The sequence below is a fragment of the Cohnella rhizosphaerae genome (assembly GCF_029525575.1).
Classification (GTDB): domain Bacteria; phylum Bacillota; class Bacilli; order Paenibacillales; family Paenibacillaceae; genus Cohnella; species Cohnella rhizosphaerae.
Genome location: NZ_JAPDIA010000008.1, coordinates 1716398 through 1730426, shown reverse-complemented (window position 1 = coordinate 1730426; position 14029 = coordinate 1716398). Strand labels below are relative to the sequence as shown.

Genomic DNA, 14029 nt, shown 5'->3' with positions numbered 1-14029 from the left:
TGGGAACTGCTGAACGGCCGAATGCAAGCCGGGCAGGGATGCCGGACTCAGATGACGCTATTTCGTACAAAGCGATGCAATTGCGATCCTTTCGGACTGGAAAGTCGTTATTCACCCAAATGCAGGCTAAAAAAAGGTCTCCAATCCCGCAATAAAGGCTCCTGGGTCCGCGGGCAGGCTGCAAAGCGCGATAGGAACAAAAATAAGGGCTCCTCAGTCCGTACGCTGCATGCCATTGCGCCCGCTTTGCTTTTCCCGCGTAAGACTTACCCTTTACTTAAAGCTAATCTCCAGCTAATAAATGATTGGTAATTTTAGAGAGACTTAGTAAAGGAGGGGACCAGGATGCAGCAGATTAAAGGCGCGTACGAGCTTCCTATTATTTCTAGTGAAGCCCTGGGTTGGGAGCATTTGAAAGTGACGAGGTGGCCGACGCCCGAGCGCGCGGCCGTTCATTCTTCCAAAGCGCGTCATCTCATCGGCATCCACTGCTCCGCTTATTATGAGAATTACTATACGATTCATATCATCCCGGCCGGCGAGCCCATGTTGGTTACGTGGGGGGAGCGCGTCCTTGTATTTTCTGCAGATCGAGATTCCGCCTTCCTTCTTGGAGCGACTGGCGCGAGACGCGGGCATGCTGACGGAAGGATACGTCCGGATGGAGCGGCTTCATTACGTCAAGGATCCCAAGTTGCTGCAGCTTGGCCTCTGGATGCTCGAGGAGCTGCAGAACGAAGGCAGGCAGGGGAAAATTTATTGCGATTCGTTGTCCAATATGTTGACCATGCATCTGTTGAGTCACTATGCGAAGGTAAGCCGCGGCCCCGTTCAAGCGAGGCTTGCGGTCAATCCGGACATTCTATACTCCATTGACTACATGAAAGAGCATCTGAACGAAGAGCTTGCCCTCCAGGAGCTGGCCAATCTCGCCAACGTCAGCTTGTCCCACTTTATGAAGCTGTTTAAGCAGCAGACCGGACAAACCCCACATCACTATTTGATCCGTTTGCGAATCGAACGCGCCAAGACGCTGATCTGCACGGGCGAATACAGCTTAAGAGAGATCGCCGACCAGGCCGGCTTTGCGGATCAGGGGCATTTCTCCCGCATGTTTAAGCGGCAGACAGGCATGACGCCCAAGAAGTATATGCACGAGGTAACGGCCAATCCGCTGCCGGCAAAATAATCGTTTTGTCCAATAGAATCGCCGTTTTGTACAAGAGGCCTCCTTCCCGATCGAGCTAGAATGAGCTTGTAGCCGGGACAAGCTCGGTCCGGGCTGCGAAAAAGCCGGATAGAGCATACAAAGGAGGCATTTCAAATGGGATGGAGAAAAACGACTGGTTTGGTTTGCGCAGGGGTATTGCTGGGCAGCTCGCTTGCCGCTTCGGCATGGGCGGCTCCGGCCGCAAACGGTTCGGTTGCGGCATTCAGCGTTCAAGCTGCGGAGGCGTGGCATGAATCGTCCAAGCAGACGTTTTGGCTGACCGACGCGCTGGAGCGCGGGCAAGGCGTTACTTCGGACGGCAGCTCTTGGATTTTTAATTCGAACTACGGATTATTAAAGACTTCCCTGGACGGAACGACCGTCATCAAGCGCAATACGTTCGCGATTCCGGCCGCCATCTCGCTGCAGGGCGGGGACCATATCGGCGATATTTCCTACTACAACGGCCTGATCTATGCGCCTATCGAAGATAGCGACAGCTACAGCCATCCTTATATCGCCCTCTACAACGCCAGCACGCTCGAATACACGGGTATCTCCTACCAGCTTCCGCTCTCGCTTCATCCCGGCGGCGTGCCTTGGGTAGCCGTCGATGCCGCGCGAGGACAGGTTTACACGGCGCAATGGAGCCAGGCTCCCGTGCTTAACGTCTTCCGCCTTAGTGACATGTCCCTGCTCAAGACGGTTCCGCTCAGCCAGCCGATCGACCGGGTCCAGGGCGCCGAAGTGTACAACGGCTATCTGTACGCCTCCTCCGACAATACCGCCAAAAACGTCTATCGCATCGATCCGGATACCGGCGAAGTTACCGTAGCGATGGACCGCAGCAATCTGGGCGGCATCGAAGCGCAAGGCATTGCCGTCCAGCCGACTTCGAGCGGAGCGATCCTGCATATTCTCGAGGTCGCGTCTAACCGGATCAGCGTGATTTTCAGACATTACGCGCCTTGACAGGAAGGGAGAAAATCGAACGTATGGCTACTCGCAAGAGTCAACTGCTTCTCGGGCTGGGGCTTGTCCTCGCGCTAACCGGGTGCGGCAGCGCAAGCAACAATCAAACCGGCAGTACGCAGGAGAACGGCGGCCAGAGCGGCAGCTCGGCACCGGCCTCTTCCGCACCGGCCTCCGTTTCCCAAGTCGCCTCTACGGCGGCGGATGCGTCCGCTCAAGATCCGGTAGAGCTCACGTTTTATTATCCGGTGAACGTCGGCGGACCGCTGACCAAAGTCGTCGACGGGATGGCCGCCTCGTTCATGAAGGGGCATCCGGAGATCAAGGTCAATGCGGTGTACACGGGCAACTACGGCGACAACACGGTGAAGATTCAGGCGGGCGTCATGTCCAAGCAACCGCCGGACGTCGCGGTCATGATGTCCACGGAGCTGTACAGCATGCTCGATCTGGATGCCATCGTTCCGCTCGACGACTTTATCGCAAAGGACGAGGCCGAGTTTAACAAAGACGATCTCTATCCGGCCTTCGTGGAAGACACCGCGGCGAACGGGCACACCTACAGCGTTCCGTTCCAGCGCAGTACGATTATTTTGTACTACAACAAGGATATGTTCAAGGCAGCCGGCCTTGATCCGGAGAAGCCGCCGACGAATTGGGGCGAGCTGGTCGACTATGCCAAGAAGTTGAACCGGGACGGCCATGCAGGTCTTGAGATTCCGGGGAACGACGACTCCTACTGGATGTTCCAGATGCTGGCGCGCCAGCATGCTTCCGATCCGAAGCAGAGCATCATGGGCGACGACGGCAAGAAGGCGATCTTCAACACGCCGGAGAACGTGGAGGCTCTGCAATTCTGGATCGATCTGTCCAAGAAGGACAAGGCGATGCCGGAAGGCATTATCGACTGGGCCGCGACGCCGACGGACTTTATCGAAGGCAAGACGGCCATGATGATGCATACGAGCGGCAACCTGACCAACGTGAAGAACAACGCGAAGTTCGATTTCGGCGTCGCCTTCTCGCCGGCCGACAAGCAGTACGGCTCTCCGACCGGAGGCGGCAATCTGTACATCTTCAAGGATACGAGCGCCGAGAAGCAAGCGGCCGCTTGGGAATTCGTCAAGTACATGACGGCGCCGGAGCAAGCGGCCTTGTTCAGCTCTTCCTCCGGATATATCGGCGTACGCAAGTCCGCCTATGACACGGACGTGATGAAGGCTTATACCGCGAGCTTCCCGCAGGCGCTGGTTGCGCGCGACCAACTGCCTTACGCGTTCCGCGAGCTGTCCACGCACAATCACGGCAAGGTTTCGTCGGCGCTGACCAATCAGATTCAGGCCGCGCTCTCCGGCAAGACGGATGCGGCATCCGCCTTAAAAACTGCGCAGGAAGAAGCCGACAAGCAGCTCGCCGCTTTCAACAAATAACGCGGCATGCCGGCGGGGGCGTTCAATCGCCTTTCCCGCCGGCTTTGCCATGAAGGAGAGTGCGGTATTATCCGCTTAAGTAAAAGGCTAAAGCTTAATGGTATGGGCTGGGGCTTTGTCCTGCCTTCACTGCTGCTGCTGGGTCTGTTCACGTATTATCCAATGTTAAAGTCGGTCTGGCTCAGCCTGTTCGAGAAAAATCTGGCGGTTCGCGATCAGGCGTTCGTCGGATGGGGCAATTACAAGTTGCTGCTCACCGATCCCGTATTCGGCCGGTCGCTTCGCAACAATCTTTGGTTTGCGCTGGGCACGGTCCCGGCTTCGATGACGCTGGCATTCGTCATGGCTTTGCTCGCGAATAAGGCGATTCGCGGGAAAGGCTTGATCCGGATGGCCTTCTTCTATCCGAATATGATCCCGATGATCGCCGCCGCGAGCATCTGGTTGTATCTTTACATGCCTCAATTCGGCTTGTTCTCCCGCTTCATCGCATGGATCGGTGGCGGCGAAGTCAATCTTCTGGGCAATCCGGACACGGTACTGCTTTCTCTTATCGTAATGACCGTCTGGAAGGAAGCGGGTTACTTCATGATCTTCTATCTGGCCGGCATGCAGCAAATTTCCAAGGAACTGTACGAATCCGCCGCCGTGGACGGGATCGGTGCCTGGGGAGAGCGCTTCGCATCACCGTTCCGCTGACGATGCCCACCACGCTGTTCGTCGCCGTCGTGGCGATCACGAACGCCTTCAAGTGGGTCGACCACTTGTGGATGATGACCAAGGGCGGTCCGAATCATGCGAGCAGCCTGCTGCTGTACTACATTTACGAGACCACCTTCAATTTCTTCGACGAAGGGCTGGCTTCGGCGATGACCGTCGTCATGATCGTGCTGCTGCTGGTCGTATCCTGGATTCAATTTGCCGGATGGGAACGCAAGATACACTATCAATAAAAGGCCGAGGGGGGCTAAACGAATGATGGGAAAAGAACCCGGGCCGACGTTGTCTATCAATCCGGGGTTGAGGAGGATAAGCAGGGAACGTGCGCATGGCCGTACGATCGCCGCTCTCTTCACCGCGCTAGGCAAAGCGTCAGGCTATACGCTGATGCTGGCGTTTGTCGGCGCGTGGCTGATTCCGCTGGTGTGGGTGATCGGCAACGCATTCTTGTCCAAGGCCATGTTCTCGGGCTCCGGCGGCTCCTGGACATTTACCTTAAGCAACTTCGAGCGCGTCTGGAAGGCGGCTCCGTTCGGCATCTATTACGGCAATACGCTGCTGGTAACGGCGGCGATCTTCGCGGTTCAGCTGGTTACGCTGACGCTGGCCGCTTATGCGTTTGCCCGCATTCCGTTCGTCGGTCGCCAAGCGGTGTTCATGCTCTTTCTCGTACAGATCATGGTACCGCCCGACGTGCTGATCTTTTCCAACTATCGGACGATTAACGCGCTCGGATTGCTGGACACGAAGCTGGGCATCATGCTTCCTTACTTCGCCACTTCCTTCGGCATATTTCTGTTGCGGCAAGCGTTCAAGCAATTCCCTTATGAGCTGGAAGAGGCCGCGCGGATGGAGGGTAGCTCTACGCCGGGCATTTTGCTTCGAATTTACGTTCCGCTGACCCGGCCGATCTATCTCTCGTTTGCTATCGTCTCCATCAGCTATCACTGGAACGACTTTTTGTGGCCGCTTATCGTGACCGATTCGCCGGACAATCGCATGCTGACCGTAGGCCTTGCCATGTTCGCGAAGTCTTCCGAGGCCGGCGTTCAGTGGACGGACGTCAGTACGGCCGTCTTAATCGTGGCGGCGCCGCTGCTCATCGGATTTTTGTTGTTTCAGCGACAGTTCATCGGCAGCTTTATCCATTCTGGCTTGAAGGGCTAAGGAGCGATATTCTAAATGAAAATACTGATTATGGGCGATTTGCATTATACCGCGGAATTGGTGAATTCGGACGAGGGGCTCGAAGCGGCCAGAGACGCCTTCTACGAGGGTTACCTTCAGCAATATCTGTCTGTTGAGGCGGACTATTATGTTTCGATAGGGGATTTGACGCATGCCGGGTTGCCTGCCGAATTCGAATTTATCTTGAGTCGCGTCCGCAGCGCGCTGCCGGAAGGCCGGTTTATGTTCGTCCTGGGCAACCATGACACGTACAATCTCTCCAAGTCCGATATCGAGATTCTGACCGGCCAGCCGCGGTACCAGGCGCTCGATCTCGAGGAAGCGACGCTGGTGCTGCTGGATACGGCCCGGATCGTCCAGGACAATTGGGGCGGCACGCTGGATGACGAGCAGTTGGACTGGCTCAGCGGGCTGACGTCCCGAGGCGGCTCCAAGCCCATGATCGTTTTTGCCCATCACCCTGTGTACGGCACGACCGCCCGGTCGACGGAGCCGATGTTCAGCGTGGAGCCTCCCATCGATCTCCTGTCTATTTTGGCCGCTCATCAAGGACCCGGATTTTACGTGAACGGCCATAACCATGTCAGGTCGACGGTCCAAAACGGCCATTGGCATTTTATTCAGACAGCGTCGGTGACGGACGTTCCGTCGGCGATATTGCTTGAACTGCACGGGGACAGCGTCACGATCGAGAATATCCCGCTGAGTACGGCATTCGATCGGGAACGGCTGGCGCGGTTCGTCCCGGCGATGCACGATTACGATCCTCGGCTTGATGCGGAGGGCGATGGAGAGGATGGCCGCCGCACGCTGCCTTTGACGGAGCGGGAGAAGGAGGCAGGGCGCCATGACCGTTAAGCGGGTCAAGCTGGCTATCGTCGGCGGGAACCGGGGCGCGAGCTTCATGAATGCGCTGCATGCCCTTGCGGACCGAATCGACCTGACGGCAGCCTGCGATTTGAACGAGCTCGTATTGAATCGCTGGAAGGAGATTTTCCCGGGCATTCGCACGTATCACGATTATTCTCGCATGCTGGAGGATCCTTCGATCGACGCGGTGTTCGTCATCAGTCCCATGCACTTGCACGCGCGCCATGCGATCGAGGCGTTAAACGCAGGCAAGCACGCGCTGAGCGAAGTCATCGCGGTGCAGTCCGACGAAGAGGCAAGGGAGCTGATCGAGACGGTGGAGCGAACCGGGCTCAAATACATGATGTCCGAAAATTATTGCTTCTCCCGGTCTAACCTGATGGTCGAGCAGATGGCCATGCAAGGTTCGTTCGGCGAGATCACGCATGTGGAGGGCGGATACATCCACGACCTGCGTCATCTGATTCATCATCCGGACGGCTCCCTGACCTGGCGCGGCCAGCTCCACAAAAACTACAACGGAGTCAACTATCCGACGCATTCCATCGGTCCGGTCGCAAGATGGATCGGGCTCAACCGACCGGGGGGAGACAAGCTTCGGTCAATCTCCGCCCAGGTGTCCGAGTCCAGGGCGCTCCGGGAATACTTTGCCGAGCATTACGGCAAAGATCACCCCGCCGCCGGCGAAGGCTACTGGAGCCAGGGAGATTCGGCCGTCGCGACGCTCAAGACGGAGAAGGGCGTCTTGATCACGCTTCGCGTGGACTGGACTTCGGTTCGGCCGCATAACAAGACCCATTACATGCTGCAGGGAACGAAGGGCGCTTATTTATCGGGCCGTCATCCGCAGGAAGAAGATCTCGTGTGGCTGAAGGACCGATCGCCGGCCAATCCGGACGACGGATCGGAGCGATGGGAAGCCTTAACCCGATACGCAGGCGAGTATGAACATCCCAAATGGCGGAAATGGGGGCATCTGGCTGCCGGCACCAAGCACGGAGGCGGCGACTTTCTCGTATTGGAGGAATTTATTTCCGCCATCCAGGAAGACCGCGCTCCGCACGTTGACGTCTACGACGCGGTCGCGTGGAGTTCGGTCTTCTACCTCTCCATGGCATCCGTCAAGGCAGGCGGGATGCCGATTCGCATCCCCGACTATCGAACGGAAAGCGTGCCCGCCGAATGAATCCAAAACCGTCGAAGCTCGTCATGACCTTGGATACGCTTGCCGATCTGCCGCCGCTCGCGCTGCCGGAGGGGTACAGCCTCAAGTCGTTTGAGTCGATGGACGTCACGGCGTGGGAGTCGATTATTCGGATTTCCTTCGCCAGGGAGATCGCCTTCGGCGACAAGATTGGTTTTGAAGCCCCTTTTCATCCCGACAAAATCCTTTTCATTCGACATCAAGGCCTGGCCGTTGCGACTGCGGTTGCGTGGGAGAAGGAGGGCTGCGGGGACGATTGCGGGTACCTTCACATGGTCGGCGCGCTGCCGGGCCATTCAGGGAAGAGGATCGGATATATGATTACGCTGGCCGCCCTTCACCGCATGAGGGAAGAAGGGAAGAAGAAGGCCATGCTGGAGACGGATGATTTCCGTCTGGCCGCCATTCGGATTTACACGAAGCTAGGATTCAGGCCGACGCTGCTGGAACCGGAGCACGAGCGGCGATGGAACGCGGTGCTCGCACGAATCAATGATCGGTAGAAGAAGAGGGATGCATAGAAGCGCGATAAACAGGCTTCCCAAAGTTTTCAAGGCAAAGGATCGGGAATCCTTGATCCACAGTCCGATACGCTGCGCGTCGAAGCGGCTCAAGCCATATGCAATTTGTTCGTCAAATAAAAAAAAAGAAGCCCGAGGTAAGTGCCCGAGCTCCCGGCCTGCGGATATCGTTCTTAACGGAACGTTATCCTCAGGCTTTCTTTCATTAAAACAGGAATCTTAAATCTCCGCCTCGTGCCGATACGTTTTCCAGCCCATATACTTGCCCAGCGCTTCCTCCAGGGAGTCCGCGACCGACGACATGCTGGACGAGACGTGATGCTCGAAGCCGTTCTCGCAAATGTAGCGAAGCAGCTTCTGGAACTTCGGCACCTGAACGACGCCGTATCCCCCGAACGTCAGCAGCGGGTCGCGGGTGAACAGCCCTTCGCCCGTATAGGCCGCGATGCCGCCGTTCAGATCGTCCGTCGTAATGCCGCAGTACGTGAACGGACTTGCTTTGATGCGACCCTGGATCGTGCCGAGCGTATTTTCCCTCCCCACGGTGCCGGACAGAATTTCGTGATAATCCATATGAATCTCTTCGAACACTTCCTTCGGCAGGTTGCTGCAGTGGAAGACGACGCCTTTGTCCGGGTCCGCCCCGTAGTTGTTGTTCCAATCGAGCAGCGCGCTCGGTCTTCCCGACGCCTGCTGGAGCGCGTACATGCCGACCAGCCCGGTGATGTCGACCTCGCAGGCGCTCGGGATGAGGCTGCTGCTGAGCATGCTCATGATCGTGCAGGGCACGATGCCGAAGTACTCCTCCATCGACGTCCAGCATTGCAGCGCCGTGCCCGCGAGGTCGTTTTCGTTCATCCATTCTTCGACGACGACGCCTAGGGATGCCATGCGGAAGAGATTTTCCTGCGGAAAACCTTTCACGTCGACATACGCCGCGATTTCCTCCAGCTTCCGTTTGACGGCCGGATCGCTTTCTTTGCGTTTGTTCGCGCGGCCGAATACTTCGGACAGATCCAGCGTCTCGATCGTGATGCCCGAGCGCTCAAGCAGCTTCTCGCTGTAGCGGACCGTATTGAACGAGGCCGGCCGGGCGCCGATCGAACCCAGACGCGCATGGCGGAGCGACTTGACGACGCGGCAAGTTCCGGCGAAGCTGCGCAGGTCGCGGCGGAAGCTGTCGCTCGACGGATCCACGGTATGCAAGGCGGTCAGCGTAAAGGGAATGCCGTATTGCTTGAGATTGTTGCAGACGGACATTTTCCCGCAGAAGCTGTCGCGACGGTCCTGGATGCCCATCTTGGTCATGTCGTCATTGAAGGCATGGACGAGCACGGGGACGTCCAGACCCGAGTAGCGAATCGTATTCGCGATCGCCTTCTCGTCGCCGAAGTTCGGCAGGGTGACGAGGATGCCGTCGATCTGGTCGCGATTGACTTTAAATAAATTCCCGCAGGCTTTGGCGTCGTCCAGCGTCATGACCGCGCCGTATTTCGTATCCGCGACATCCAAAATGACCGCATCGATGCCTTCCTCCTCCAGAACGCGCAGAATCTCCGTTCGTCCGGATTCGCACAGATGGCCGGGGAAGAAGCCCCGATTGCCCACGATTACGCCAAGCTTCGTCCGTTTAATTTGTTTCCGCGTCATCGCTTGTTCCTCCCTTGGTTCAATCCTCAGCATGTTCGTATCTTTGCGCCTCGACGTCATGGAGACGATCTGCCGGTCCGATCCAGACCCCGGCCGGTTCGTTCCAGCGCCAGCCGTCCATCGGTCTCCCGACGGGAAGCCGGTCCCAGCCCGAACGGATCCTTTCCTGCACGCGATCCCAGGGGACGATGCCGTCCGTCGCGCCCAGCCGCTCCACGCTGCAGGCGCCGACCGCAACCGCGCCCGTCATCGCAGCTTCGGGTCTCAGCTGCAAAAGGAGACCTTGGATGAAGCCTGCGATCGTACAGTCGCCGGCGCCTGTCGTTCCCGCTACGTCCGTCCGGAAGCAGGGCGCCCACAGCTCCCGACCGCTCCATGCGTCGCCGGCTACCGGCGCCAGCCGCTCGGCAAGGCCGTTCGGCAATTGCGCGGCGCTTCGCATATATAGGCCGCAAGCGCCAAGCTTGAGCGCGACGATGCCGCAGCCCATCGCCAGCAAGCTCCCGGCAAGCGTCCGGACCGTCTCCACGGATATCGATTCGCAGAGCTCGTCCCCCCGACAGCCCCGATTGCTCGTAGAGCTCGCGATTCACCATCATGAGCATCTCTTCGAGGCTTGGCAGGAACACGTCGACGATGGGGAGCGCTCTCGATAATATGCCGGTCCAATCGGCCCGGTAAGCCGCCGTTCCTTTGCCGGGCATCGCCATGTCCAGCGAGACCGTCATCCCTTTCTCCCGCGCCTTCTTCAAGATGCCGGTCAGCCGATCGCCGTCGTCGTCGTACATCCGCTTCATAAGCGGCGGATAGCCGAAGTGAAAGTGACGGGCGGCAGGGGCCTGGTCCCAGCCGATATCGCGCTCCGTAAACGTATCGTTGGTGCCCGGGCAATGCAGGAAGGTCCGATCGATGCCCGGCGGGTTGACGACGAACGTATAGGAGCTGGTTTCCCCGGAGACGCTGGCGATCCCCTCCGCAAGCGCAGGATGAACTTCGCGAAGGAGATCAAGCGTGAGGCTTCCGAAAATATCGTCGCTTACCTTTCCGATCAAACGGACGGGCGTTCCCAGCCGATGAAGCGCGATCCCCGTATTGGAGACGGCGCCGCCGGTGCAAAACGCCGCTTCGCCGACCTCGATCAGCGCGCCTGGCGCCAGGCGGCCGCTGTCGGAGTCTCCCGGCATAAACTTCGGGATCACGTCGATCGATATATGTCCGCATACCCACACCTCCGCCGTTGCCGGCGCCGGACCGTTGTTTTCCGCCATGTCTGATCTCCTTCGGTTACGACGTCATTGCTTGACGTACTGCCGCCAGTAGGCGACCGATTCCTGATGGTCGGGGATAATGCTGAACTCCGACGACCACGCCTCGCGATGGTAAATTTCAAAAATGAGTTCCGCTTCCGTGGCCCCGGACGCTTCGAGCGCTTCGATGACCTTGTCCGCATGGATGATGCCGATATCGTTGTAAGTCTTCGTGAACGGCCAATGCCGGCTGTGTCCGGCTTCGGTCTGCTGCAGATGGACGATGGGGGACAGGCTTCCCAGCTCGCGAATCCACCGATACGGATCCCTGTCGTTCGGATGCGGCGCATGGCCCGGGTCGAGACATAGCTTGAAGGGAAGACCCGCGCCGTCGTTCAGCCGGGCAAGCAGCTCCCGCGTCTCCTCGACGGTATTGGCGAACTCCCTGGGCACGGACATCGGTTCGAAGATCATGCAGGTCATGCCCAGATCCTTGCAGAACCAGCTAAGTTCCTGCCAATACTTGATGCCTTCCGCCGTTCGTTCTTCGCGGATCGCCGGGCTGTCGTAGTCCGAAAAAGTAAGAATGCCGGGATGGCCGCCCGTCATCTTGGCGCCCATCTTCGCGGAGATCGCCGCGAACTTTTTTGAACCAGGCGAGCCAGGCCTGCCGCTGCTTGGCATCGGGGTGCATGAAGTGATTCACCCGCGTGAAGGAGCTGAGGAAGCTGCTCGTGATCGACAAGCCGTATTTGTCCGCGTTTTCGATAATCTGTTCGGTCTGCTCCTGAACGATGTCGTCCGGCAAGTAGACGTTTAGCAGATCGGCGACGAACTGCACGTATTTGAGTCCCATTTCTTCGGCGACGATGCGGGTCCAAACGTGCGGCTCGGGGTATTTGTTGTTCGCGAAGCCCATATTGATGCCAAGCTTCAAATCAAGCGTCATGCAAGGTCGCTCCTCTCATTGAGTAAGTAGGTAAAGTCGAACATGAACGTTAACATTAACGATAATGTAAACAATAAAGCAGAGTGGAATCGCTGTCAATCAAAAAAAAGCGCCGCTTCCCGGGAAGGACCCCGGGGAGCCGACGCATTAAGATTGGCTATCAATCATGCTGGCGCAACGATCTTGTGCTTTCCCGGACGACGAGCCGCGTATCGACGACTTCGTGATAGCGTTTGCCGGAGCTTTGCTTGTGCATTTTTTTCAGCAAGATTTCAAACGCTTTTCGGGAGGTTTTTCCTTTGGCGTTGCTGACGCTCGTGAGCGGGAAGGGAACGAACAGCCTGGATTGAATGTTGTCGAAGCCGACGACGCTGATCTGATCCGGCACGCGGATATGATGCTTGTTCAGCACGTAGATGGACTCCCAGGCCATCATATCGTTAAAAGCGAAAAGCGCGGTATAGGCGAGCCTGGATTTGATGACTTCGCTTAGCTCGTTTTTGACGCCGCCGGTCAAATGGGAGACTTCGCGGATCAGCTCCGGCTTTACGGCGAAGCCCGATTCCGCCATCGCCCTTTTGTAGCCGGCCAGCCGCTCGCGCGAGCTCGATATCGAATGATGCGCATTCAGGAACAGGATGTCGCGATGTCCGAGCTCGAGCAGGTGCCTGGTCGCGAGGTAGCCGCCTTTCTCGTCGTCGCTTACGACATAATCCATCGTATCGTCTTCCAGATGGCGCCCCAACAGAACGAACGGGGTACCCGTGCGTTCCAGAAACGCCATATTGTTTTCGCTCCCCTGGGAAGGGCAGATGATGATGCCGTCCACGTTTTTGGACAACGCGGTCTGGATCGCCTTGCGTTCGACCTCCTGGTCCTCGTACGCGTTCAAAATAAAAGTGGTATAATCCTGCATTCTCGCGGCTCGTTCGATCTCCTTGACGGCGATGGAAAAATGCGGATTCGATACGTCCGCGACGATCACGGCGATCGTCTTCGTGGTGCCGGAACGAAGCGAGCTGGCCATGACGTTGCCGATATAACCGAGCTCCTCGGCTTTTTTGACGGATCAGCTTGATGGTGGCGGCGGAGATATCCCCTTTATTTTTAAGCGCGCGGGACACCGTATTGATCGTAAACCCGGTTTGTTCGGCTATGTCCTTTAAAGTTGTGGCTTTGACCGGAGGGCGTCCTTGTTCGTCGTTCATTTCATCATTCCTTATCGCGCTTGTCGGCATTCGGTATCAAGCCTAATGTACCATTCATTTTGCGGAACATAAATGGTTGGCCGGGAGTTGAAGATGAAAGGTCGTACCTTGGCCTAATTTACTTGTGACGTTAATCGATCCTCCGTGCTGATGGATCGTTGTAAATACTTGCGTTAACCCCATGCCCGTTCCGTCGTTTTTCGTTGAAAAAAAGGGCGTCCCCAGCATTTTCATTTGTTCTTCCGGAATTCCCACGCCCGAATCTTTAAATTTGAGATGAATAACTCCGTCTTTGTAAAAATGCTCAATCGTAAGTTCTCCTTTTCCTTCAATCGATTCCAGCGCATTTTTGATCAAATTGAAAAACGCTTTAAACAACAAATTTTTCTTGCCGCTAATTTGCTTATCCTGATCGAGGAAAACTTTGGTTACCTTAATGTTGTACAATTTTTCTTGGAACAAAAATATTAAAGAATCCAGCTCCGGACATAAATGGATGGAAACGCTTGGTTCATCGTCCAAATCCGGTTTTGCGACTTGCAATAAATTGTTGAGCGTTTTAATGGCATTGTCCAGCTCTTCGACGATAATATCGAAATAGGAGTGGCTGACCTGCTTCTGCAAAAGTTGAACGAACCCCTTCACCGTCGTCAAGGGGTTTCGAACCTCGTGCGCAATCCCGGCCGCCATTTGCCCGATGGCGGATAATTTCTCGGCAGCGGACAAGCGTTTTTCCGCGGCTTTTCGCGTCGTGCTGTCCAGCACCCTGAGTTGAATAAGCGTCTCATGGCCCATAACGTACGGCGCAGCCGCGATAACGACATCCATGAACTCGCCGTCGTTCCGAATCATTTTTTGTT

Annotated in this window: 13 protein-coding genes and 3 pseudogenes; 8 read left to right on the top strand and 8 right to left on the bottom strand. The window is 56.8% G+C overall.

The annotated features are described in order from the left end of the window. The first annotated feature begins 574 nt into the window (after positions 1-574). The 8 genes and pseudogenes from OMP40_RS31750 (at position 575) to OMP40_RS31715 (ending at position 8097) form a co-directional block, all read left to right on the top strand. A complete protein-coding gene (locus OMP40_RS31750; protein ID WP_277537243.1) occupies positions 575-1189 on the top strand; it encodes a helix-turn-helix domain-containing protein in 615 nt (204 codons plus the stop codon). A 135-nt stretch (positions 1190-1324) separates the two neighbouring features. Next, positions 1325-2182, top strand: a complete 858-nt coding sequence (locus OMP40_RS31745) for a DUF6923 family protein (protein ID WP_277537242.1) — start codon at positions 1325-1327, stop codon at positions 2180-2182. 23 nt (positions 2183-2205) lie between these two features. Continuing rightward, positions 2206-3612: an ABC transporter substrate-binding protein gene (locus OMP40_RS31740; RefSeq protein WP_277537240.1), complete on the top strand. Its 1407-nt coding sequence runs from the start codon at positions 2206-2208 to the stop codon at positions 3610-3612. Positions 3613-3714: 102 nt separating this feature from the next. Further along, a pseudogene (locus tag OMP40_RS31735) lies at positions 3715-4565 on the top strand (carbohydrate ABC transporter permease). A 154-nt stretch (positions 4566-4719) separates the two neighbouring features. Further along, a complete protein-coding gene (locus tag OMP40_RS31730; RefSeq protein ID WP_277538156.1) occupies positions 4720-5499 on the top strand; it encodes a carbohydrate ABC transporter permease in 780 nt (259 codons plus the stop codon). Between the two features lie 15 nt (positions 5500-5514). After that, positions 5515-6378 carry a metallophosphoesterase family protein gene (locus OMP40_RS31725; RefSeq protein ID WP_277537238.1) on the top strand — a complete coding sequence of 288 codons (864 nt, stop codon included), beginning with the start codon at positions 5515-5517 and terminating at the stop codon, positions 6376-6378. After that, complete coding sequence (locus OMP40_RS31720; RefSeq protein ID WP_277537236.1) at positions 6368-7576, top strand: Gfo/Idh/MocA family oxidoreductase; 1209 nt, start codon at positions 6368-6370, stop codon at positions 7574-7576. The genes OMP40_RS31725 and OMP40_RS31720 overlap by 11 nt, the downstream gene beginning before the upstream one ends. Then, positions 7573-8097, top strand: a complete 525-nt coding sequence (locus OMP40_RS31715; RefSeq protein ID WP_277537234.1) for a GNAT family N-acetyltransferase — start codon at positions 7573-7575, stop codon at positions 8095-8097. Before OMP40_RS31720 ends, OMP40_RS31715 begins: the two co-directional genes overlap by 4 nt. Before the next feature lie 237 nt (positions 8098-8334). Here the strand turns inward: OMP40_RS31715 and OMP40_RS31710 are convergent, their stop codons facing one another. From OMP40_RS31710 to OMP40_RS31685, 8 genes and pseudogenes are all read right to left on the bottom strand, one after another. Continuing rightward, positions 8335-9765: an L-fucose/L-arabinose isomerase family protein gene (locus tag OMP40_RS31710; RefSeq protein WP_277537232.1), complete on the bottom strand. Its 1431-nt coding sequence runs from the start codon at positions 9763-9765 to the stop codon at positions 8335-8337. Between the two features lie 19 nt (positions 9766-9784). Further along, the gene (locus tag OMP40_RS42580) at positions 9785-10207 is read right to left on the bottom strand and encodes a PfkB family carbohydrate kinase (protein ID WP_420872099.1); all 423 of its coding nucleotides are present in this window, start codon (positions 10205-10207) and stop codon (positions 9785-9787) included. 196 nt (positions 10208-10403) lie between these two features. Further along, positions 10404-10949, bottom strand: a pseudogene (locus OMP40_RS42575) (carbohydrate kinase family protein); the annotation flags it as partial. 108 nt (positions 10950-11057) lie between these two features. After that, complete coding sequence (locus tag OMP40_RS31700) at positions 11058-11633, bottom strand: sugar phosphate isomerase/epimerase family protein (protein ID WP_277537229.1); 576 nt, start codon at positions 11631-11633, stop codon at positions 11058-11060. Further along, positions 11518-11961, bottom strand: coding sequence for an apurinic/apyrimidinic endonuclease family protein (locus OMP40_RS31695; protein WP_277537228.1), 444 nt, complete (start codon positions 11959-11961; stop codon positions 11518-11520). Before OMP40_RS31695 ends, OMP40_RS31700 begins: the two co-directional genes overlap by 116 nt. 160 nt (positions 11962-12121) lie before the next feature. Continuing rightward, positions 12122-12988, bottom strand: a complete 867-nt coding sequence (locus OMP40_RS31690) for a LacI family DNA-binding transcriptional regulator (protein ID WP_277537227.1) — start codon at positions 12986-12988, stop codon at positions 12122-12124. Between the two features lie 85 nt (positions 12989-13073). Continuing rightward, positions 13074-13169, bottom strand: a pseudogene (locus tag OMP40_RS42570) (hypothetical protein); the annotation flags it as partial. A 54-nt stretch (positions 13170-13223) separates the two neighbouring features. After that, positions 13224-13997: an ATP-binding protein gene (locus tag OMP40_RS31685; protein WP_277537226.1), complete on the bottom strand. Its 774-nt coding sequence runs from the start codon at positions 13995-13997 to the stop codon at positions 13224-13226. Positions 13998-14029 lie beyond the last annotated feature (32 nt).